The following is a 20,796-nucleotide window of genomic DNA, read 5'->3' on the forward strand; positions in this document are numbered from 1 at the left end:
CTATCAAGTGAACAATAAAAACCTACGTATGTTAAAACTACGCGCCTCACTGGCATTTGCGTGCCTGCTGCTGTTGTCGGTAAGCACCATGCCTTTACAGGCTATCAACATTATTCCGCAGCCATCGGAAGTAAAAACATTACCCGGCAGCTTCTCTTTATCCGGTACCACTGCTATTATTGCCGGTCAATGCGCCGGCGAAGCCCATCAACTGCAACAGGCCCTGCAGGAAACATACGGCCTCTCCCTCCCACTCAAACCTTCCGCAAAGAATAATTATATCCGGTTTACCCTCAACGGGAAACTGGAAAAGGACCTGGGCAAAGAAGGCTACCAGCTACAGGTAAATCCTGATAACATCACCATCAGTGCAGCTACTGCCACCGGTATTTTTTATGGTATCCAGTCTTTACGCCAGCTGATCGTTGCTAACAACAACGCCTATACGATAGCAGCCGTTGCCATCAAAGACAAGCCCCGCTTTGGCTGGAGAGCTTTTATGCTCGACGAGGGCCGTTACTTCAAAGGTGGTGAAACGGTAAAACATCTGCTGGATGAAATGGCGTTGCTGAAAATGAATGTGTTTCACTGGCACCTGACCGATGATCAGGGCTGGCGCATTGAAATCAAAAAATATCCCCTGCTCACCGAAATCGGCGGCAAACGTGATTCCACCCAATCCGGCACCTGGAATAGTCCTACGTATGATGGCAAACCGCATCAGGGCTTCTACACCCAGGAGCAGATCAAAGAAATTATCCGCTATGCGGCCGACCGGCACATTACCATTGTACCGGAAATAGAAATGCCTGGTCATTCCAGTGCTGCTATTGCTGCCTATCCCTGGCTGGGCACCACGCACCAGCAAATCAAGGTGCCAGGCAAATTTGGCGTCCACTATGATGTTTTCAATGTCACCGATCCCAAAGTGATCACCTTTCTCCAGGATGTGATGCAGGAAGTGATTGCCCTCTTCCCTTCCAAAGTGATCCACATTGGCGGTGATGAAGTAAAGTACGATCAATGGAAAGCAGATGCAGGTGTGAATGCTTATATGAAAGCACATGGATTAAAAGCGCCTGCCGATCTGCAGATTGCTTTTACCAATGGCATGTCTAATTATCTCGCTGGTAAAAACCGCCGGATGGCCGGATGGAACGAAATCATGGGCAGCAAACTCCATGAATACACCGATGCAAAAGATGCTGCCGCTACTGAAAAACTGGCGCCGGGCACCATTGTACAATTCTGGAAAGGAGAACTGAACCTGATTACCGACGCGGTTTCCAAAGGATATGATGTGATCAATTCCTATCATGCCATGACTTACCTCGACTATAGCTATAAAGATATTTCCCTGGAAAAGGCTTATAGTTTTGATCCGATCCCTGCCGGGCTGGATCCGAAGTTTCATGCGAAAATACTGGGCAGTGGTTGCCAGATGTGGGGCGAGTGGACACCCGATGTAAAAACCATGAACCACCAGGTATTTCCGCGCCTGGCAGCTTATGCGGAAGATGGCTGGACATTGCCTGCCAATAAAAACTATGCACAGTTCACGAATGCACTCCAATACTTCTATGCCCGCTGGGACAAGGAAGGTATTCAATATAATAAATAAGTAAATGGGCTGTCTTCAAATGAAGACAGCCCATTTTTTCAGCATCTACGGGTATTTTATACCAACTCATTTCGCGGGTATCAATCTCAGTGTATCATTTTCCTTCTTCAACCGGTATTCAATCATTCCCCGGACATTTGCGGTCAGTGCATCCGGATCATTTTCCCGGTAGGCCGGGAAACTACGCACCAACGTTTTCCCTTTGATAAAAAAAGTATCCTGCCCCCGGTATGCGGCCTGTTGCATGGTATCCAATGAATAGGTGCTGATCCTGGCTACTTTGCCGGTCAGGTCAAATCCATAGATTTTCCCAAACTGCCCGGTTCCTTCTGATAACATATAAAAATAGACTTCTGGTTTACCGTTACCGTCGAGGTCGGCCAGCATCATATTTCGAAGTTGTCCTTTTACATCTCTTTCAATGGTCGTGTCGGCCTGAGTGGTGTCTTTCTTACTACCCACTGCGAGGATAAGGTCCCGCATGGTGCTATTGCCTTTGCTGATGGCAGCGATCCTGTAATCGCCCCAGGTGGTATCGAGTTGCACGCTTTTCACTTCAGTAGTGGAAGGGGTGTTCACCGGGGCATTGGCAGAGTCATGCTGCTGCTGTTCCTGTTTGTTCTGCATGGGACTGTTGCACGCTGCGAAAAGCAGGGCTGCCAGGCAGGATAATCTTACTATAGTACGCTCCATAATCGGCCGGGTTTAAAAACGACTTCAGCGGGCCTCCGCTGAAGTCGTTGTACAGAATTAATGTTTCTTATGTTTGGAGGCTTTGGTGTCTTTGCTGTTGTGCGTAGTCCCCTCTCCTTTGTCGTCCTGCTCTTCATTTTTCCGGCTGTCCAGGTTATCCCTGATTTCCGGCCTTGGTAAATTAGAAAAGGATTGTTGCTTGCTCTGTCTGGTATTCTCATTTCTGGTGCCTTTCATAAGATAAAATTTTGGTGAACAATAGTAATAGTTTCCACAAAAGCAGTGCCTCTCTGCGATGCGCCGTCAGCCGGGCGATAATTTGGGATAATGTACCTGCTATTCCACTGATTGGCGTACAATATCCACAACAAAAAACGCTGTGGCAACAAGGTTTCCGTTGTTTTAAACCATAGTAACTATGCTATCTTCAATGTCTTATAAAGGAAACTACTCAGCCGCAGTAAACAGTGCATGATATCTGCTTATATCACTATGAACTTAAATCATATTTTTATGAAAAACCTTCCAGCTACCATCGGACTAATGGGAATTCTTACCCTCTTTATTTTCTTTAAGGGTAATCCTGATCAGGCGCTGCAGGCAGCACCGGTGAAGAGTAATCAGATTGAAGTATTTGCACAGGACACATTTCCTCCTAAACCAATAGATACCGTCATGAAGCATCATAAGAAAGACAGGAAGAAGGGGGATACTTCATGGCCTCGTAAAGACACGGTGAAATAAGGATGATTCCTTTGTGAGATGGGTCCTGATGAGCGAAACGCCCGTCAGGACCTTTTTGTTATCGTTCGAGTGTGCCGAATAAACCATTTTTATAATCCAGCATGGCCTGATCCACTTCTTCTGTTGTGTTCATCACGAAGTTATCTTTTGCCGCTACCGGTTCATCGATAGGTTCCGCGCAAAGGTATAACAGGCGGGTATTTTCGAGGGCGGAGATGTGCACATCGGCAGCTGCATCTTCTTTATCAAACACCACCAGGTGATACCCTTCCACCTCCGTACCATTCACTTTTATTTTTCCATCCACGACATAGAGCAACGTCCAGTATCCCCGTGTAGCCGTGAGCGTTACTTCACTGTTGGCATCTACCTGTCCCCAGATAGCGGTGATAGGCGTAAAATTTTGTAACGGTCCTTTCTGCCCCTCGTATTCGCCGCCCACCAGGGTGAGGTGTACGCCAGGCTGTTGGGATACCGGTGGCATTTCAGCACCTTTAATATACTGGTACCACGGTGCTTCTGCTTTATGTGCAGCGGGTACGTTGAACCACAATTGCAGCAACTCGTAATTACCCCCGTTTTTCAGAAATTCTTCTGACGGACCTTCACTATGAAGAATGCCTTTGCCTGCAAACATCCACTGTACATCTCCTGCGGTAACGGTCATGGCGTTGCCGGCGTTATCGCGGTGATAGCCCTGGCCCTGCAGCATAAAGGTAACCGGTGCAAAGCCACGGTGCGGATGCGGATGGAGCCTGTCTTCCGGCGACCCTGCCGGGAAATATTTAGCCGGCATATGGTGCAACACGATAAAAGGATTGGCAAACCGGAACTGCGTGGTGGGCAAAGATTGCCGCACTACCTCGGTATCGGTAATGTGTTTTTCACGTCCTTCCAGCACGTGCAATATTTTCTTCTCCATAAAAAAAATGATTTATCGGATCAGTTTCAACCGGGCTTTTTCCACGGAACTACGGAACATTTTCAGGATCAGCACCTCATAATTTTCGATGATGATCACCTCTCCTTCCCTTGGGATATTTCCGTGGATATAATTGATTAAACCGGAAAGGGTTTCATAATGTTCACTTTCAGGCAGCGGGTAGGGTAATAATTCATTGATATCTGCCAGGAATTCGTGTGCATCTACAATGAAATTATCATCTTTCTGTTCCACGATCGGGGATTCGTGGTCGTGTTCGTCCTGGATATCTCCCACCAGTTCTTCCAGGATATCTTCCATGGTAACGATACCTTCTGTATCGCCAAACTCGTTGGTAACAACGGCCATTTGCAGGCGTTGTCCCTGGAAAGTACGCAGCAGGTCCTTTATTTTCATACTGTCCGGTACATAAAATACCGGTTTCATAATGTCTTTGATATTGTGCAGGGTCTTTTCGTGCATGCCCTTTACCACATCCTTGGTGTATACCACGCCTTTCAGCTCATCGAGCGAACCGCTGGACACGGGATAACGGGAGTAGCCATCTTTGATCACCTGGTCTATCAGCTCTTCCAGCGGCAGGTTGATATCGAGGGAAGAAATATCTTTCCGGTGCGTGAGGATCTCCTTCACGCGGCTGTCGTCAAATTCAAATACATTCTGGATCAGCTCCCGTTCTGTTTCTTCGATAGCGCCGCCTTCCTGGCTTTCGGAGATGATCAGTTTGAGTTCTTCTTCTGAGTGAATCTCAGATTCCCCGGCGGGTGTAATCCCGATCAGTCGCAGGATACTGTTGGCCAGGCCATTGAGCAACCAGATAAACGGCCGGAAGATCACGAAGAGCGCCCGCAGCGGGATGGCTACGGCCAGCGTGGTAGGTAACGGTTTGCGGATGGCCATGGATTTGGGGGCCAGTTCTCCGAAAACGATATGCAAAATGGTAATAATCGTAAATGCTACCGCCACTGCGATCACATGTACAGCGGCGGGTGCAAGGCTGATACCCAGCGGTGCCATGATCTGTAATACGATGGAAGTCATCACGGACTCACCCACCCAGCCAAGGCCCAGTGAGGCCAGGGTAATGCCCAGCTGTGTGGCGGCCAGGTAACCATCGAGGTTACTCAGAATGCTCTTAGCCGCTGCAGTGGCTCTTTTACCAGCCACGCCTCCTTTACTGTTGATTTGAGAAGAACGTACTTTAACAATGGCAAATTCTGCCGCAACAAAGAATCCGTTTAATAGCACTAAAATAATTGTCCAGAAGAGTTGCCAAAGCATGTAGTTGGTAAATTGGTTCGCAACCCCAAATATAGGTAAATCAATTTTTATACGTTCGGGTATTTTGAAGAACGCGGCATTATGGATTAAATAATATTATATATAGAGAGATGAATACCGGTTTAGCGACCAGGTTGTGGCGACCTTATCCCGGGCTTCCAATGGTCATCTGTTCTTCTTTTTTAACTGATTTTTTACACGACAGTCTACTTATTTCATAGAGTTTATGTATTTTGTGAAGAATTAAGGCTGGCACATTATAAAAAATGGAGAAACAACTTACTACCCTTGCTGCTACAGCAGCTACGACCACGAACAACACCAAGGCTTCCACGCCATCTGCAGGTAACAATACTGCACCGGATAAAAAGCAACGCTGGCTCTATGGTATAGCGGGTATCCTGTTATTGGGGATTATCCTGGGTGTATCCTGGTGGCAATCGCCGGATTTCCGCACCTATGTGGAAGATGTTCCCCCTACTTTTTATTATTTCCTGATAGCCGGATTTATTTTTGCGATGATCGACGGCGCCATAGGCATGTCTTATGGTATTACCTCTACTACTTTTTCCCTGTCGATGGGTATTCCGCCTGCTTCGGCGAGTACTGCGGTGCACATTTCCGAGATCCTGAGCTGTGGTATTGCAGGCTGGATGCACCTCCGGATGGGCAATGTCAATAAAAAATTATTCAAGCTGCTGATATTACCGGGTATTGCCGGTGCGGTGATAGGTGCTTACCTGTTGTCGTCGCTGGAACATTACTCCCAGTATACCAAGCCGGTTGTATCCCTGTATACACTGATCCTGGGTACGGTGATCCTGATGCGCGCTATCAATGCACGCCGTCAGAAACATGTAACCAAGAAGATCAAAAGAATAGGCCTGCTGGGCTTTGGCGGCGGATTTATAGACGCCATCGGTGGTGGCGGCTGGGGTTCCATCGTATTATCTTCCCTGATTGCAGGTGGCAGACATCCCCGTTTTTCCCTGGGCACGGTAAAGGCTACCCGCTTTTTTATTGCCATGCTCAGCTCTCTCACTTTCGTGACCGTATTGTATCATGTACACTGGGACGCCGTACTGGGTCTGGTGATAGGCAGTGCGATCGCATCTCCCATTGCGGCTAAAGTATCCAACAAAATTTCTGCAAAAACAATTATGGTGGCAGTAGCGGTGATTGTGATCCTGGCGAGTACGAGGAGTATCTATATGTTCGTGCTGAAAATCATATAGGCCTTTCCGTTAATCGTTCTTTACGGGCTGACTTACCTTCAGGGTAACCGGCTTATTGATATCGTATTGTACAAGGGCTTTGATGGTCACTTCTTCACGGTCGGTAAACGGGCGTTGTGGCAGGTACTTCGGATCTATGTCTACCTGTATTTCGGCGGTACGGTCTTCAAAGAGATAATTGTTTCCACGCAGCTTTTTGGTCAGGTAACCGGTGATCTTAACCGCAGTGCTGTCGTTTTGCAACTGGCGGGCATTGCGCATTACCTCTCCGATCGTGTAAGACCGGTCCTGGAAGGCCAGCAAGGGCAGCAACAAACAGAGCATCCAGCTTTTCATGATAAATATATTGGTTTGCTAACTTCTCTTAAACAATAATCATACTGGATTGTTCACGGATCAGCTACATTGGTTATCTTGTAATTATAAATTTCAGGCATGGGATTTCTCAAAACTTACAGCAGTATGTTCTGGCTGCTGGCAGGTATTATCTGCGGCAGCATAGCGGGGCTTATCTTTGGCGAACGGGTCACCGTCATCAAACCGGTCGGCGATATTTTTCTGAATCTTTTATTTACCGCCATTATACCGCTGGTATTTTTTGCCATCTCTTCTGCCATTGCCAGTATTGATGCCGGTCGTAAGCTTGGTCGTATCCTGGGCGTGATGTCACTCGTATTTCTCAGCACCATCCTGATCTCCGGCTTCCTGACCATTGTAGCGGTATGGATTTTCCCGGTACACCAGAGCGTAACGTTATCGCATGATGTAAACCTTGAACAGCCGGGCAACTGGGGCGAACAATTAGTGCGGCTCCTCACGGTGAATGAATTCTATGAATTGCTGTCGCGCAAAAATATGTTGCCTTTTATCATCTTCTCCGGCCTGGTGGGTTTTGCCGCCATGCGCACGGGCGAAGCCGGTGCTGCATTCCGGCGTTTCCTGCAATCAGGTAATGAAGTGATGAAAGATATACTCACGCTGATCATGAAGCTGGGGCCGGTAGGACTTGGCGCCTACTTTGCTTACCAGGTGGGCACCGTAGGGCCGCAATTATTCGGCACCTACGCGCACTCCCTGGGTATCTATTATGGTTTCGGGACATTTTATTTTATTGTTGGCTTCAGTGCTTACGCCTTTATAGCGGGCGGCTTCGGCGGTGTAAAAACTTTCTGGAAATATAATATCGTACCTACGCTAACGGCTGTTGGCACCGGCAGCAGTATTGCCACTATACCCGCCAACCTGGAAGCGGTGGGCAAGATGGGCGTTCCTGCCGAAATAGGTAATGTGGTGGTGCCACTTGGCGCTACTTTGCATAAAGACGGTTCCAGCATTTCTTCCATTATCAAAATGGCAGTGGTATTTGCCATGTTTGGTAAGGGGTTCGACAGCACCTCCGTGATTGTAATGGCATTAGGCGTTACCGTTATAGCCAGTATTGTGGAAGGCGGTATTCCCAATGGCGGATACATTGGCGAACTGCTGGTGATGAGCATTTACGGCTTCCCGGTGGAAGCGCTCCCGCCGCTGATGATCATCGGCACACTCGTAGATCCGCTGGCCACGATCCTCAATGCAACGGGAGACAACGTAGCTGCTATGCTGACAACACGTTTTCTGCGTGGGCGTGCACCGGCAGCTGCTTAAAGGCCTGTTCCAGGTCGGCCAGCAGATCGCCCGTTTCTTCGAGTCCTACCGACAAACGGATCAGGCTATCACTCACACCTGCAGCCTTTCTCTTTTCAGCCGGGATAGACTTATGCGTCATTTCAGCCGGGTGGCACAATAAACTCTTGATACCGCCCAGGCTTTCTGCCAGTTTAAAATAATGGGTGCTGGTTACAAAAGCCGTTGCTGCTGCTTTGGTATCATCTTTCAATGTAAAAGAAATGATGCCACCAAATCCTTTACTCTGCTGCTTTGCCAGCTCATGGCCCGGATGGGAAGGCAGGCCCGGATAAAATACTTTCGCTACTGCAGGATGTTGCGCCAGGTATTCTGCCAGCGCCTGCGCATTGATACCATGCTGTTTCACGCGCAGGTGCAGGGTTTCCACACCACGGATCAACAGGAAGCTATCGAAAGGAGAAAGAATCGCCCCGCAGGCATTCTGATAAAATTTAATCTCCTCTCCCAGTTGCTGGGTTTTGGATACTACTATACCGGCGATCAGGTCACTATGTCCGCCAAGATATTTGGTAGCACTATGTATCACCAGGTCGGCGCCCAGTGCCAGCGGCTGTTGCAGTACCGGAGTAGCGAAGGTATTATCTACACAGAAGAGACAATTATGCGCCTTTGCAATGCGGCCGATGGCGGCGATGTCTGAAATTTTCAGCGTGGGATTGGTCGGCGTTTCCAGCCAGATGAGGCGGGTAGCGGGTGTGATGGCATTGAATACCGCCTGTGTATCTGCAGTATCTACGTAATTTACTTTGATTCCAAACTTCTCGTATACTTTATTGAAGAGACGGAAAGCACCGCCATAAATATCATCTACGGCTACAATTTCATCGCCTGATTTCAGCAACTTGATGACCGCATCAATAGCGGCGAGACCGCTGGCAAAGGCTGATGCAGTGGCGCCGCCTTCCAGTTTGGCGATAATCTTTTCTGCAGTTTCACGGGTAGGATTATTGGATCGTGCATAGTCGTATCCCTTGTTAACACCGGGTGCTTCCTGCACAAAAGTAGAGGTCTGGTAAATAGGTACTGCAATGGCGCCTGTTTGCGGGTCTACCGGAATAGAGTGGATCAGTTCAGTGATAGTGCTCATCTTAGTTTTTGATTTTTAGTTTGATGAATATTGATTAAACAGGTTCATTAAACGGGCATATCAAAAAGGAGTGAGCATAAAAAAAACTCACCTGGGAGCCAGATGAGTTTTCTAATTATTTGGAAGAATAATGTATAGTAAAACTAATGATCTGACTTATCTTTCCTGGTTCGTAAACCGGGATGGATGCAGCACCTTTCACTGTTTGCACAGTGATGGTTGCTAAGGTATCGTCGGGCCATGTCCCTCCTCCTTTCTTGATAAGCTATTTAAAGAACTGGTGCAAAGATACAGCAGAAAAATTAACTACCAAATTTATTTTCCTACTAATTTAGTAGACTACTGTTTTGCGAGTGTTAAACGGATGCCTTCTTCGTAAGAAGTTGGTTTCACGTTGAAGTGTTTTTCAAATTTAGAAGAATCGAGAATATATGGGTGATTATTTTGGTACAGCATTTCCTTAATTTCCCGGATGGTAGGATCAAACAATCCGGAAAGTGTGAGCATAAAACTGCCCAGCTTCATATACTTTGGTTTTACGCCCATTTGTGTGGCAATCAGTTCGATGTATCCTTTCCCATCAGGGGCCGGGTTGCTGGTGGGCAGGTGCCATACCTGGTTCCAGGAACTATCGTCCTGCGACAGCAGGTACAAGCCTTTGGCGGCATCGGGTGTAAACGTATAGCTATGTGTCTGGTCATCTCTTCCCAGCCACATGGCGGTGCTGTTGCTTTTGAATTTATCGATGATGAGCAGGTTGAGGAAACCGGTTTTATCAGCGCCGGGGCCGTAGAAATCTGCTGCGCGCGCAATGGTGGCGGTGAGCTGGCCAGCCTTTACCTCGTTCATCAGTTGGGTGGCAATGGCGGCGCGTATCGTGCCTTTTTTGCTGGAAGACTGATAAGGTGTATCTTCTTTCATCGGCCCGTTTACTAACCCGTAGGAATATACGTTATCGAAGAAGATGAGTTTTGCACCGGCTTCCTTGCACGCGTTGATCACATTGGTCATGATCTTTGGCCATGCGTCTGACCATATTTTGATATTATATTTTAAACCGGCAGTGAGAAATACCACGCTGCTTCCTTTTACAGCGTTCTTTGTTTGCGTTGGATCCGTGATATCGGCCGCTACCAGGTCAGTAATGCCTGCAACGGATTTGGGCGCACGGCTCACAAGACGAACCTTTTTACCTTTACTTGTTAGTTCTGCAGCCAGTTCGTTGGCAATGATACCTCCCGCACCGAGGATAGTATATAAAGAGTCTGACATAAAATCAATTGATGTGTTATAGGATAGACGATTCAACAAATGAAATATTGTATATCAGGGATCCAGCGGATCAAAAACATTTACCTGCAGGGAAAGCGGATCGGGCATAAACGACAAAAAGTAAAGATCCGTCTGTTTAATATCTGCCGCAGGCATATATCCCAGCTCTGTGGTACAACGTTGTTTAAACATAGGGCTGTTGACATACGCCAGGTGCATCACATCAGATACGCACATCATTCTTTTGCTCACCGGTATACCACTCCGCCACACCATGCGTACGGCATTGCGTACGTTTGTGGTAGTATGACGGGCATAAGGATCGATCATTACCGCTGCTGCGGGTATATTTAACACCTCTACCAGGTACCGTTTCATTTCTACAGCTTCTGAATATTTGGTACCTACGGGTCTTACATGGCCGCCAGACACGATAATAAAGGGCGCCATGCCTTTATGATATAGTTCTGCACCGGTACGGCAGCGGCTTTTACCACTTTCGCTGATGGTTTCTGTGCCGGAAGGACTGGCACCCAGGATAAGCATGGCGGTGTAAGGATATTTATCCCAATCGGTTTTTTTTATTTGTTTGTATGCCGCTTCATTGGTAACGGATAGTGGTTCATACCGGCCGGCTTCATCGCGGCGGTTCAGCGCCAGTAAACCGAGTGCGGTATGCAGCGAAGGCTGGAAAAACAGATCCGGCTTCCCCTCTCCTGCCTGCTTCATGATGCGGAGCACTGCCGTGCGATATGCGGGGGCGCCTACATAGAATAAAGCAGAATCGATGACGGGGTAACGGAGTCCTTTTCCGGTCGTATAGGCATTCAGGATATAGTTCACGCCATCTGCCGCATCTTTCCAGGCCATTTGCAGCAATATTTCATCCGTTTTAGCTGCATACAATTGAAACAGGCCGCTACGGCGCATTTCATCGATCAGCCGGGACATTTCCTTTGGATACTGCTGCCCTAAAGCGCGTAAACGGCTCCCCGCTTCACTGATGGTGCCTTCGGAAAAAAGCAACGGTGCTGCCAGATCACCGCTACTCACGGGATGGGTTACACGTTGCTGGTATTCCTCCCGGAGATTATTCAGGCTGCTGTCTTTCTCCAGCAGCCGGGGCAAGCCAGGCAAGCGCTCCAGCAGTGTAAACAGGTAGAAGACCCGGTTCTGCAACACACTGGGACCGTTTATAAATTTGTAATGCGGATCAGGCCATGCCGACTGGCAATAAGTATATGGCAATAAAACCAGGAGCAGCAGACCGGTCAGGAAAACTTTTTTCAAATAATGCATCAAGCGGGTATTACGTAACAATAATACAAAAGGAAGCGGAACTTTGATGGCTTCCCTAAAACATAATAAACATTTTATATATCGGAGGACTTTTTGGGTATTCTGAATCGATATGAAAGTTTTAATAAGTAAAAATATATAATGTATAAATTAAGTGCATACATAGCCTACTCAGCAGAAAATATATACCTATACTTTTTGTTTTTGATTGATTATCTATTAGTTATGGAAAAGAAAAACATCTATTTTCGCCGCTGTTCCGCCAATATCCCAATTATTTGTAACCAATGTATACAACCCACGAAAAGAAGACTTTTATACGTTATGCTGTACTCACCATTATGGTGATTATTATGATGACATTCTTTATGATCATCTCCCTGAGAAAAAAAGAATCAGCACAATTAGGCATTGTAGTAAGGGACCTGATAGCGACCAAAACGGATGTTGGGCATATTGACCAGGCGGTGCAGCTGTTATATGCGGCCGACAATAACTTCCGTGTATACACGCTCACCTACGACCGGAATTATCTTAATTCATACGCGGGACAGTTGAGCCGTATTACTGCCCACCTGGACAGCGCCATGAACTCCACCAAAGATGAAAAAGCGCTGAAAGCCTTGCTGGCGGATAAAGCGAGAAAATCGCAGCTGTTCTTACAGACACGGTTATACGTAGATTCTTTGTTACAGTTATCCGAAGTCTGGGATACTGCCAATACGCCGCTTCCGTTGCAACAACTGGGGAATATTAAAATGCCGGCGCCCAATATCAAGTCAGACACCATTGTGACCACCGCCACTGCCACCGCCAAAGGCCGTAAAAAACTATTTGGCCGGCTTAAAGATGCCATCAGCAATAAATCACAGGTGCAGCAAACAAGTCAGCAGGTAAAGATTGTACAATACGACAGCAACAAAGATGGTAAAGCCTTTTCCAAAGATCAGTTACAAAAAATCCAGGCTGCTTATAACAAGTTTATCAAAGACGCAACGGAAAGTCACAATAACCTGAAGCAAAAAGAATATGCGCTGGTGATTGCCAACGAGCGGCTGTTTTCCCAGCTGCTCACCCTGATGGCGGAGTTGAAACAGAATATTTTAGATGAAACAGATAAGCGGCGGTTACAACTGGGACAGGATATAGATCATTCGCTTTACCGGCTGGATAAGCATAATTACTGGGAAATTCCGCTGTTGTTGTTACTGGCGGGCATTATTATTTATGGCATTATCCGTTTATACCGTTATGACCTGGCACTATTAAGAGCCAAGCAACAGGCCGAAAAATTTGCACAACAGAAGAGTGATTTTGCTGCTACTATCAGCCACGAAATACGTACGCCGGTACAATCGCTGCTGGGATACGCATATATGCTGGAACGGGAAAAGACGCCGGAAACGGTGCCGGCTATACGTCATTCTGCAGAAATGCTGCTACAGGTAGTGAATAACGTGTTGGACTATACGAGAATGGAATCTTCTGAGCCGGTACTGCGGCAAGAAAAGTTTGCACCCCGTACTGCCATTGAAGAAGTGTGTAATACACTGGCTGTTCAGGCGGAGATGAAATCTCTGGCACTGGAAGTTAATATTTATTTCCCCAGCACTTTAATCATAATAGGCGATGCCTTCAGGCTGAAACAAGTGCTGATTAACCTGGTTGCCAATGCGATTAAGTTTACAGAACAGGGCAGCGTTACGGTGACCGCACATATGCGTGACAACAACTTATTACAGGTCAGTGTAAAAGATACGGGTGTGGGTATTTCACATAAAGAATTACCTTTGGTATTCGATGCCTTCTCGCAGGGGAACAACCATTATCATAAAGGAAGCGGATTGGGACTGCATATTTCCAAAAAAATCGTTGACCTGCATAATGGGAAAATTCATGTGGAGAGCCTTGCAGGAAAAGGCACTACCTTTTATTTTGAAATCAGGTATAAGCTGATGACCCCATCACCTGCTACCAAAAAAATTATTGTTCCCGTGACGACTACATCTACAAACGCGACTATTCCTCCCGGTATCCGGTTACTGGTAGTGGAAGACAGTATCCTTAACCAGAAATTGCTGGCATTGATGCTAGGCCGTATGCAGGCATCGTACCTGATTGTTTCTTCTGCAGAAGAGGCGCTGGAAGTGTATCAGAAAGAAGCATTTGATTTCGTGCTGACGGATATTGATCTGCCGGGCATTGACGGGTTGATGCTCACTGCTATGATCCGGGAGTTACCTGACAAGAAGAAAGCATCCGTTACCATTATCGCCATTACCGGAAATGTAATGGAAGATGATATTGAGTTATATCTCCGTTCCGGGCTAAACGATTATATCATGAAACCATACCGGGAAGAAGATATCCTGGAGAAAATTACACGACATCATCAAATGGTATAAATTGCGGAATGACTATCGCTGATCAGATCATTGCTTTTAACAGCCATTTGCAGTTTCCGGGTAAATTACCCACGGGTATACGCGTCCTGAATCCTTTCCAGGAAGGTCCTGGGATTATAGGGATCATGACACAGTTCTACAAAAAGTTTTACGACGACAAAGGTCAGCGGCAGCTGATCCTGGGCATTAATCCGGGCCGGCTGGGTTCCGGATCCACCGGTGTCCCCTTTACCGATACAAAGCGCATGTGGGATAAGTGTGGGATTGAAATACCCGGCCTTAAAACACATGAGCCTTCTTCCGTATTTGTGTATGATGTGATTGAAGCCTATGGCGGCGTTAAGGCATTTTACCAGCAATTCTACATTAGTTCAGTGTGCCCGCTGGGGTTTACCTCCCTTCAGCCCGGGGGCAAGGAAATTAATTATAATTATTATGATAGCGCGGCGCTTACCAAAGCGGCCTACCCTTTTATTGTAAGCAAACTGAAAGAGCAGCTGAAATGGAATATCAGCCGGGAGGTCTGTTATTGTATGGGTACTGGCAAGAATGCTGCTTTTTTGCAGGCACTCAATGAAAAGGAGCAATTTTTTAAGGAGGTGGTACCGTTGGAGCATCCCCGTTTTGTGATGCAGTATAAATCCAAAACGAAGTCGCAGTATATCGACAAATACCTGACGGCATTTGCGGCACATCCATAACCCCAACCTGTGGATTTTTTACGCCGTTTGCACCGCAATCTGGTCTGCAATACTGTTCAGCAGTCGCATATCCAGGCGATGACCGTTGTCTGTTGCCCCTGGTGCGCGTACAAATCCGTCTTCATCTTTCTCCATCATCACCTCTTCCCCGTTTACGTCTACCAGAAAGCGTTCTGCAGATGAGGGCTTTACATAAAAGCGGCCTCCGGTTGTTTTAATCATAAAAGCGTTCATAAGATCCATTTTCGGATTCTTATGCAAACCACGGACCAGCAATGTCAGGACAAAAAATAAAAATATTGGTTCCAGATCAGTTCGAATTCTGCCTGGGAGATCAGTTCAGGAATAAATTGTTTGTCGCCGCTGATTTCTTCCATGTCGGGCATGATTTCATCTGAGAGGGCGGTGCCTCCGAAATGAAAATTGCTGTTGGCAATACCGAAGCTCCCATCCGGGTAGATTTCAATTTTCCGGTTTTCAAACCGCTGCGAATCAATTTCAGTATAGAGGAACAACGGTTCATCCTCAAAATGATGAAGCCAGGATACTTTCAGGTATTCCATTGCTCAGACTTTAACCAGCCGGCAATCCCAGGTATCCCGGGGCTGTTCCTTGAGCGTATCGGGCGTTACTACCCCGGTAATCTGGTAGATGTTGCCCTCTTCATGGAGGCGGTCGCCAATCTGAGGAGTACGGTCCTCTTTGAAACGGATGGTGGCGATGATGCCGAAGGACTTATAGCTATGGATTTTTACAATGTTCGCAGATCTTACAGGCACGAGCAGTTCGGCCTTCCTGCGGTTGTGGCTCCTGTACAGGGACACCATTGCCCAGCATGCAAGTGCAAACAGGCTAAGAAGCAGCAGATTCACGGCTTTGATCAGGTTTAGGTTAGGTAAATGATGTTATGGCTGAATTGTGCCTTTCGTTGGCATGGAAAAGACACTATACAATATAGCGAATTAAGTATATGTAAACAATTTTTTTTACAGAGCCCGGTACCTGAGTCCCCAACCGGGTGGTGTAATCCGGGGAATATCATAGATTTCAAGTGGGCCCGGAACGAAGTGCCAGTAATAGAAATAAGCTGCTACGCCCGCCAGCAGTGTACCTATCGCAGTAAGATACACGCCATAAAACAGGTAAGCCGGGCGCCGGCGGAGGAATAATGAAATTATCAAGTACAGGAAGCCGGTGTATAACAGGGTCATCCCGGTATCGGGATTTTCAAATAAGGGGAGTACATCCACGAATCCGGTGGTAACAACAAAGAGTACAAATAAGGGGAATCCGGCGATACAGGCCAGGTGAAAGAGCTGACGAATGCTCAGGTGGAGGAAAGGCATACGGGCAAGGGCGTTTTAATAATTTTCCCAGGGAGATGACTACTGCGGTAGCCATCTCCCGAAATTAAAACAAAAAAACGTACCGCTGTTTTACTCCTATTCCCGGTTTGGCAGCCGGCTGAACACCATTAATGGATCATCATAACGGAAAGTGTAGCCCAGCATGTTTCTCAGCTTGCTGGAGCCTACAATTTTATATGGCTCCTCTTCTGCCGGCAGGCGGCGGGGCATCTGAATACCGAGGTGCTGGGCAGCGGCTTTATAGTAGTGCGTACGCTGCGGGTGTCCGCTGGCACAGGCATTGAATATTTCGCCCCACGCGTCCTTTACAATCACCTGGTTGATGACACCGATACAGTCGTCGCGATGGATCACGTTCATGGGTTGGGCATTGGACTTTCTGCCTTCCATGATGCGGCGTTGATCCGGCAGGCGGTCGTAGCCGATGAGGCCACCGAAGCGCAGTACCGTGGTATTAAAGGACTCCGCGCCCAGCAGGAGGTTTTCTGCTTCCCGCAATGCCTGTCCGTTGGGTGTTTCGGGGATTTCCTCGTTTTCTTCGGTAACGAGTCCGTTGATGTCTTTATATACAGAAGTGGAGCTTACAAAGATGACCTTGCTGATGGGGGTCGTTTCTATAAAACTGCGTAACAGGGCTATTTCCGATACGTGTGCCTCCTTTCCTCTTTCTTTACGGGGAGGGATGTTGACAATGAGTATATCGGCTTCCCAGAAAGCGTCGGGGCCGGTGAGTACGTCTTCCGCGAGGATGACGTTATAGGCTTCCAATCCGAGTGCTTCGAGTTCTTTTACACCTTCCGGGCTGGTGCGGGCGCCTTTTACATTATAGCCGGCGGCTTTCAGATGCAGGGCCAGTGGCTTTCCCAACCAGCCGCAACTTAAAATACTGATTTTCTCTTTTTTCTCCAGTGTCAGTGCAGGGTTCTCCATATCAAATAATATTTAACCGCGATGATGCTGATCACCATTACAAAAGTAACGGCATGATTCAGGTACCATACCGTGCGGAACTCTTCGTGTTCAATATTCCTTTCATTTTCGCCAATATAGGGCTTATGAACTTCTACGCCCTGGTATAGATTGGGACCGCCGAAACGGCAATCCAGGATACCTGCCAGGGCCGCTTCGGGGTATCCGGCATTTGGGCTGGTATGTGCCGGCCCATATTTTACCATAAAATGCCAGGCGCGGCTACTGCCATACAGCAGGATCATCAGCAGGGCGGTAAGACGGGCCGGAATAAAATTCGCCACATCATCCAGGCGGGCAGCAAAACGCCCGAAGTACCGGTATTCGTCATTCTTATACCCGATCATGGAATCAAGGGTATTGATCATTTTATACATCATCATACCCGGTAATCCGAGAAGGGCATAAAAGAAAAGAGGCGCCACTACCCCATCGCTGAGGTTCTCCGACATGGATTCCAGCACTGCTACGCGGATCTGGGCAGGCGACAGATGTACCGTATCTCTTCCAACGATCCAGGACAGGCGCTCACGACCAGCATCCAGTCCTTTGTGATGTAAGATGTCAAATACTTCGCGTCCTTCCTGCAAAAGGCTTTTGTTGGCCAATGCAAAAAAAACAAACACCGTACTGAATGAATAATACACGACTGGCCACCCTGATAGTACTATAAGCGTAAAATAAAAACTTATAAATACCGCACTGCATAGCACGATCGTGAGCAATGCCCCTTTCCAGTACCTGGCGCCGCCCTTGTTTAATGTTGCGGTTCCTGTCCGGATCAGCCATCCATATCCTTTTACAGGATGAGGCCAGCTGCGGGGATCTCCCAGCAGCAAGTCGGCAATATACCCTAACAGTAACGGCAATACGAATTTTAGTACAGGCTCCATTGGCGCAAGGCAGTAGTCAGTAATTTATTATCGGCAGCACTGCGGCAGGCTACCCGGCAGTGTCCGGCTTCCAGTCCGTAGAAATTCGAAGCGTCGCGGATCAGCAGGCCATGATGTTCCATGAGCCATACTTTCAGCGATGCCGCCGTGCCGGTAAGCGTTTCAAACAGGAAAAAATGCGTATTGGACGTTTCCACTTTATACCCGGATAGCTGACGGATTGCCTCACGCAGGTGAAACGTTTCCTGTAAAAGGCTATCGGTTGAAATCCTGAACTGTTCCGGATGTTCGAGGATATAGTAACCGGCTTCCAGTGCCAGCGTGTTGACCGACCAGGGCATCCGGAACGCACGCACCCTGTCCAGCAGCTGTTTCCGGCCGGTTATATAGCCCAGGCGCAATCCCGGAATACTATTCGTTTTAGTCATAGACCGCAGCACCAGCACATTTGGCAGGCGGTGCAGATGTGGTAAAAGACTGGCCGTAGCCAGGGTGAATTGTATATAAGCTTCGTCGATGACGAATACGGTGTGTTTGTTGTGTGTAATCAGCCCTTGCAGCGCCTTTTCCTCTATCACCGCTCCCGTCGGATTATTGGGATTGCAGAGAAAAACCAGGTCGGTGTTGAACACCGTATCTGGTGTAAGCTTCTCCCATAGCAGGTATTGCAACTGATGCCGGTATAGTTTACCCGCATCGGCGTATTCCGAAAAAGTAGGTACTACCACGGTGGTAGTAGCGCCGGCAAAAGCCTGTGCCACCAGGTAAATGGCTTCAGTGCCACCATTGGTAACCAGTACGCTGTCAGCGGGCAGGGCCATTTGTTTTTCGAGCAGGGCCTGCAGCTTTGCCCCGGATGCATCCGGGTAGTTACTGATCGCTCCTACTTTACTGCGGAGGTGTTCCTTTAAGCCCTCCTGTAAGCCGCCATACCACACATTAGAACTGAAATCGGCTTTCACAGGGTTGTTGAACAGATAACCATCATCTCCATGTCCTTGTATCATAATGCAATATTATTGTAATGCCAGTGCCTTATAAACAGCAGGAATGTCCAGATGTTCACGGATATGGGCAGCGAGCTTATTATATTGTTCTTCTTTAAACGCCCGGTAGTTGAATTCCTTTGCCACCGTGGGTTTGCCGCATTGTACCAGCAGATCGTTCACCACAGTGCTGTTGTCGAGGATACCATGCAGGTAAGTTCCCCAGCAGCGTTCATGGAGAAAATAACCATCTGTAGTGCCATCGGGAAAGGTATTGAGCGGGGAAGCTACTTCGGTCACGGTATCTCCCATATGAATTTCATATCCTTCATTTACCTCCGGGAGATGCCGGTAACGGAATTGCCGCTGTTGTGTAATTTTTTCCAGGGTAAGCACGGTGCGCACCGGTAAGATACCCAGGCCGGGAATACTCCCCGTCCGGCCTTCCACACCATGCGGATCTGCTACTTCGGTTCCCATCATCTGGTAACCACCGCAAATACCAATGACGACCTTATTTCGTTTATGCGCTTCCGTTATAGCAGCAGCAGTGCCGTTATTGCGGATGGCCAGCAGGTCGGCGATGGTATTTTTACTGCCGGGCAGGATGATAATATCTGCTGCTGCAATTTCTGCAGGATTATCGGTATAAAAAATATTTACGCGTTCATCTTTCTCCAGTGCGTTGAAATCGGTGAAGTTGGACATGTGCCGCAGCAGCACGATGGCGATATTGATATGCCCGGCAACAAATCGTTTTTGTTTCAACGATAATGATACGGCATCTTCTTCTTCAATATGAATATCATGAAAGTAAGGCAGTACCCCGGTAACAGGTACGCCCGTGAGGGATTCCAGCAGGGTGCGGCCGCCTTCGAACAAGCGGATATCTCCTCTGAATTTATTGATGATGATGCCTTTAATCAGTGCTTTTTCTTCGGGTGGCAGCAGCGCGAGCGTACCATACACGCTTCCGAAAATGCCGCCCCGGTCGATGTCTGCGATCAGATACACTGCTGCATTGGCATGGAGTGCGATACGCATATTAGTGATATCCTTTGCGCGCAGATTCAGTTCAGAAATACTGCCGGCACCCTCCATCACAATGGGCTGAAAGCGCGCAGAGAGGCGGTTGAAGGCGCCTTTCACTTCTTCAAATAACTGGCGTTTATCATCTTCCATAAAGTATTCCCAGGCCGACTGGTTACCGGCAGGTTTGCCGTGCAGTACGAGTTGGGCATTACGGTCGTTGGTGGGTTTGAGTAGTACCGGGTTCATATCGGTATGCGCCGGAACGCCGGCTGCTTCGGCCTGAACGGCTTGCGCACGGCCTATTTCGAGACCGTCTGGTGTGGCGTAGCTGTTGAGCGACATATTCTGTGCCTTAAAAGGCGCCGGTGTGAAGCCATCCTGTTTAAAAATGCGGCAAAACCCGGCTGTGATCACGCTCTTGCCTACGTCGGAGGCGGTGCCCACGAACATTACCGGCCGGAGTTGTTTCATCTGCTGCTGTCATTTGAACAGGGGCGAAGATATTAACTTTCAGAGAAGAATGCACGCTAAAATACAGCAGTGGCGGTGGGGAACAAAGAAAAGCATCTTCAGCGCGGA

Annotated in this window: 22 protein-coding genes and 1 riboswitch; of the genes, 6 read left to right on the forward strand and 16 right to left on the reverse strand. The window is 47.8% G+C overall.

Annotation, left to right across the window (positions count from 1 at the left end; all coding sequences use genetic code 11):
- Nucleotides 1–28: 28 nt before the first annotated feature.
- Nucleotides 29–1,621, forward strand: coding sequence for a beta-N-acetylhexosaminidase (locus tag BMW79_RS33335; RefSeq protein ID WP_177192447.1), 1,593 nt, complete (start codon nt 29–31; stop codon nt 1,619–1,621).
- Nucleotides 1,622–1,687: 66 nt separating this feature from the next.
- Here the strand turns inward: BMW79_RS33335 and BMW79_RS33340 are convergent, their stop codons facing one another.
- Together BMW79_RS33340 and BMW79_RS33345 are read right to left on the reverse strand one after the other, a co-directional pair.
- A complete protein-coding gene (locus BMW79_RS33340; protein ID WP_089904689.1) occupies nt 1,688–2,314 on the reverse strand; it encodes a hypothetical protein in 627 nt (208 codons plus the stop codon).
- Between the two features lie 57 nt (nt 2,315–2,371).
- On the reverse strand, nt 2,372–2,551 hold the full coding sequence (locus tag BMW79_RS33345) for a hypothetical protein (protein ID WP_089904692.1): 180 nt from the start codon (nt 2,549–2,551) through the stop codon (nt 2,372–2,374).
- A 276-nt stretch (nt 2,552–2,827) separates the two neighbouring features.
- On the opposite strand from BMW79_RS33345, the gene BMW79_RS33350 reads away from it, so the two are divergent.
- Nucleotides 2,828–3,058 carry a hypothetical protein gene (locus BMW79_RS33350; RefSeq protein ID WP_143059325.1) on the forward strand — a complete coding sequence of 77 codons (231 nt, stop codon included), beginning with the start codon at nt 2,828–2,830 and terminating at the stop codon, nt 3,056–3,058.
- Nucleotides 3,059–3,116: 58 nt separating this feature from the next.
- On the opposite strand, the gene BMW79_RS33355 is transcribed toward BMW79_RS33350, so the two are convergent.
- Both BMW79_RS33355 and BMW79_RS33360 read right to left on the reverse strand, forming a co-directional pair.
- Nucleotides 3,117–3,980 (reverse strand): pirin family protein, encoded by an 864-nt coding sequence (locus BMW79_RS33355; protein ID WP_089904698.1) that lies wholly within the window; start codon nt 3,978–3,980, stop codon nt 3,117–3,119.
- Between the two features lie 12 nt (nt 3,981–3,992).
- On the reverse strand, nt 3,993–5,282 hold the full coding sequence (locus BMW79_RS33360; RefSeq protein WP_089904700.1) for a hemolysin family protein: 1,290 nt from the start codon (nt 5,280–5,282) through the stop codon (nt 3,993–3,995).
- Between the two features lie 266 nt (nt 5,283–5,548).
- Between BMW79_RS33360 and BMW79_RS33365 the strand changes: the two genes are divergently transcribed.
- Nucleotides 5,549–6,517, forward strand: coding sequence for a sulfite exporter TauE/SafE family protein (locus BMW79_RS33365; RefSeq protein ID WP_089904701.1), 969 nt, complete (start codon nt 5,549–5,551; stop codon nt 6,515–6,517).
- A 9-nt stretch (nt 6,518–6,526) separates the two neighbouring features.
- Here the strand turns inward: BMW79_RS33365 and BMW79_RS33370 are convergent, their stop codons facing one another.
- The gene (locus BMW79_RS33370) at nt 6,527–6,853 is read right to left on the reverse strand and encodes a NirD/YgiW/YdeI family stress tolerance protein (protein ID WP_089904704.1); all 327 of its coding nucleotides are present in this window, start codon (nt 6,851–6,853) and stop codon (nt 6,527–6,529) included.
- Nucleotides 6,854–6,952: 99 nt separating this feature from the next.
- Between BMW79_RS33370 and BMW79_RS33375 the strand changes: the two genes are divergently transcribed.
- Nucleotides 6,953–8,164 (forward strand): dicarboxylate/amino acid:cation symporter, encoded by a 1,212-nt coding sequence (locus BMW79_RS33375; protein ID WP_089904707.1) that lies wholly within the window; start codon nt 6,953–6,955, stop codon nt 8,162–8,164.
- Here BMW79_RS33375 and BMW79_RS33380 read toward each other — a convergent pair.
- From BMW79_RS33380 to BMW79_RS33390, 3 genes are all read right to left on the reverse strand, one after another.
- The gene (locus tag BMW79_RS33380; protein ID WP_089904710.1) at nt 8,115–9,293 is read right to left on the reverse strand and encodes a trans-sulfuration enzyme family protein; all 1,179 of its coding nucleotides are present in this window, start codon (nt 9,291–9,293) and stop codon (nt 8,115–8,117) included. The two genes, BMW79_RS33375 and BMW79_RS33380, sit on opposite strands and share 50 nt — an antisense overlap.
- Before the next feature lie 153 nt (nt 9,294–9,446).
- Nucleotides 9,447–9,560: riboswitch (SAM riboswitch) on the reverse strand.
- A gap of 72 nt (nt 9,561–9,632) precedes the next feature.
- The gene (locus BMW79_RS33385; RefSeq protein WP_089904713.1) at nt 9,633–10,565 is read right to left on the reverse strand and encodes an NAD-dependent epimerase/dehydratase family protein; all 933 of its coding nucleotides are present in this window, start codon (nt 10,563–10,565) and stop codon (nt 9,633–9,635) included.
- Between the two features lie 54 nt (nt 10,566–10,619).
- A complete protein-coding gene (locus BMW79_RS33390) occupies nt 10,620–11,864 on the reverse strand; it encodes a YdcF family protein (protein WP_089904716.1) in 1,245 nt (414 codons plus the stop codon).
- Nucleotides 11,865–12,151: 287 nt separating this feature from the next.
- On the opposite strand from BMW79_RS33390, the gene BMW79_RS33395 reads away from it, so the two are divergent.
- Both BMW79_RS33395 and BMW79_RS33400 read left to right on the forward strand, forming a co-directional pair.
- A complete protein-coding gene (locus tag BMW79_RS33395; protein ID WP_089904719.1) occupies nt 12,152–14,269 on the forward strand; it encodes an ATP-binding protein in 2,118 nt (705 codons plus the stop codon).
- Between the two features lie 8 nt (nt 14,270–14,277).
- Entirely contained in the window at nt 14,278–14,970 is a 693-nt protein-coding gene (locus tag BMW79_RS33400) for a uracil-DNA glycosylase family protein (protein ID WP_089904722.1), read from the forward strand.
- Between the two features lie 18 nt (nt 14,971–14,988).
- On the opposite strand, the gene BMW79_RS33405 is transcribed toward BMW79_RS33400, so the two are convergent.
- The 8 genes from BMW79_RS33405 to BMW79_RS33440 form a co-directional block, all read right to left on the reverse strand.
- Complete coding sequence (locus BMW79_RS33405) at nt 14,989–15,204, reverse strand: hypothetical protein (RefSeq protein ID WP_089904724.1); 216 nt, start codon at nt 15,202–15,204, stop codon at nt 14,989–14,991.
- Nucleotides 15,205–15,248: 44 nt separating this feature from the next.
- Nucleotides 15,249–15,533 (reverse strand): DUF6881 domain-containing protein, encoded by a 285-nt coding sequence (locus BMW79_RS33410; RefSeq protein ID WP_089904726.1) that lies wholly within the window; start codon nt 15,531–15,533, stop codon nt 15,249–15,251.
- Nucleotides 15,534–15,536: 3 nt separating this feature from the next.
- Nucleotides 15,537–15,842 (reverse strand): hypothetical protein, encoded by a 306-nt coding sequence (locus BMW79_RS33415; RefSeq protein WP_089904729.1) that lies wholly within the window; start codon nt 15,840–15,842, stop codon nt 15,537–15,539.
- A 114-nt stretch (nt 15,843–15,956) separates the two neighbouring features.
- Entirely contained in the window at nt 15,957–16,316 is a 360-nt protein-coding gene (locus tag BMW79_RS33420; RefSeq protein WP_089904732.1) for a hypothetical protein, read from the reverse strand.
- Between the two features lie 96 nt (nt 16,317–16,412).
- Nucleotides 16,413–17,267 carry an SDR family oxidoreductase gene (locus BMW79_RS33425; RefSeq protein ID WP_089904735.1) on the reverse strand — a complete coding sequence of 285 codons (855 nt, stop codon included), beginning with the start codon at nt 17,265–17,267 and terminating at the stop codon, nt 16,413–16,415.
- Complete coding sequence (gene cbiB / locus BMW79_RS33430; protein ID WP_089904738.1) at nt 17,249–18,199, reverse strand: adenosylcobinamide-phosphate synthase CbiB; 951 nt, start codon at nt 18,197–18,199, stop codon at nt 17,249–17,251. Before cbiB ends, BMW79_RS33425 begins: the two co-directional genes overlap by 19 nt.
- Nucleotides 18,184–19,206, reverse strand: a complete 1,023-nt coding sequence (locus BMW79_RS33435; RefSeq protein ID WP_089904741.1) for a pyridoxal phosphate-dependent aminotransferase — start codon at nt 19,204–19,206, stop codon at nt 18,184–18,186. The genes cbiB and BMW79_RS33435 overlap by 16 nt, the downstream gene beginning before the upstream one ends.
- Before the next feature lie 9 nt (nt 19,207–19,215).
- Nucleotides 19,216–20,688: a cobyric acid synthase gene (locus BMW79_RS33440; protein WP_089904744.1), complete on the reverse strand. Its 1,473-nt coding sequence runs from the start codon at nt 20,686–20,688 to the stop codon at nt 19,216–19,218.
- Between the last annotated feature and the right edge of the window lie 108 nt (nt 20,689–20,796).

Source organism: Chitinophaga arvensicola, from assembly GCF_900110835.1.
Lineage (GTDB): Bacteria > Bacteroidota > Bacteroidia > Chitinophagales > Chitinophagaceae > Chitinophaga > Chitinophaga arvensicola.

Excerpts from the sequence above, each read along its gene's own strand:
- BMW79_RS33400 (WP_089904722.1), top strand. The coding sequence starts at position 14,278 with ATGACTATCGCTGATCAGATCATTGCTTTTAACAGCCATTTGCAGTTT.
- BMW79_RS33385 (WP_089904713.1), bottom strand. The coding sequence starts at position 10,565 with ATGTCAGACTCTTTATATACTATCCTCGGTGCGGGAGGTATCATTGCC.
- BMW79_RS33425 (WP_089904735.1), bottom strand. The coding sequence starts at position 17,267 with ATGGAGAACCCTGCACTGACACTGGAGAAAAAAGAGAAAATCAGTATT.
- BMW79_RS33345 (WP_089904692.1), bottom strand. The coding sequence starts at position 2,551 with ATGAAAGGCACCAGAAATGAGAATACCAGACAGAGCAAGCAACAATCC.
- BMW79_RS33365 (WP_089904701.1), top strand. The coding sequence starts at position 5,549 with ATGGAGAAACAACTTACTACCCTTGCTGCTACAGCAGCTACGACCACG.
- BMW79_RS33370 (WP_089904704.1), bottom strand. The coding sequence starts at position 6,853 with ATGAAAAGCTGGATGCTCTGTTTGTTGCTGCCCTTGCTGGCCTTCCAG.
- BMW79_RS33410 (WP_089904726.1), bottom strand. The coding sequence starts at position 15,533 with ATGGAATACCTGAAAGTATCCTGGCTTCATCATTTTGAGGATGAACCG.
- BMW79_RS33340 (WP_089904689.1), bottom strand. The coding sequence starts at position 2,314 with ATGGAGCGTACTATAGTAAGATTATCCTGCCTGGCAGCCCTGCTTTTC.
- BMW79_RS33350 (WP_143059325.1), top strand. The coding sequence starts at position 2,828 with ATGAAAAACCTTCCAGCTACCATCGGACTAATGGGAATTCTTACCCTC.
- BMW79_RS33440 (WP_089904744.1), bottom strand. The coding sequence starts at position 20,688 with ATGAAACAACTCCGGCCGGTAATGTTCGTGGGCACCGCCTCCGACGTA.
- BMW79_RS33390 (WP_089904716.1), bottom strand. The coding sequence starts at position 11,864 with ATGCATTATTTGAAAAAAGTTTTCCTGACCGGTCTGCTGCTCCTGGTT.
- BMW79_RS33335 (WP_177192447.1), top strand. The coding sequence starts at position 29 with ATGTTAAAACTACGCGCCTCACTGGCATTTGCGTGCCTGCTGCTGTTG.
- cbiB (WP_089904738.1), bottom strand. The coding sequence starts at position 18,199 with ATGGAGCCTGTACTAAAATTCGTATTGCCGTTACTGTTAGGGTATATT.
- BMW79_RS33355 (WP_089904698.1), bottom strand. The coding sequence starts at position 3,980 with ATGGAGAAGAAAATATTGCACGTGCTGGAAGGACGTGAAAAACACATT.
- BMW79_RS33360 (WP_089904700.1), bottom strand. The coding sequence starts at position 5,282 with ATGCTTTGGCAACTCTTCTGGACAATTATTTTAGTGCTATTAAACGGA.
- BMW79_RS33375 (WP_089904707.1), top strand. The coding sequence starts at position 6,953 with ATGGGATTTCTCAAAACTTACAGCAGTATGTTCTGGCTGCTGGCAGGT.
- BMW79_RS33405 (WP_089904724.1), bottom strand. The coding sequence starts at position 15,204 with ATGAACGCTTTTATGATTAAAACAACCGGAGGCCGCTTTTATGTAAAG.
- BMW79_RS33395 (WP_089904719.1), top strand. The coding sequence starts at position 12,152 with ATGTATACAACCCACGAAAAGAAGACTTTTATACGTTATGCTGTACTC.
- BMW79_RS33420 (WP_089904732.1), bottom strand. The coding sequence starts at position 16,316 with ATGCCTTTCCTCCACCTGAGCATTCGTCAGCTCTTTCACCTGGCCTGT.
- BMW79_RS33380 (WP_089904710.1), bottom strand. The coding sequence starts at position 9,293 with ATGAGCACTATCACTGAACTGATCCACTCTATTCCGGTAGACCCGCAA.
- BMW79_RS33435 (WP_089904741.1), bottom strand. The coding sequence starts at position 19,206 with ATGATACAAGGACATGGAGATGATGGTTATCTGTTCAACAACCCTGTG.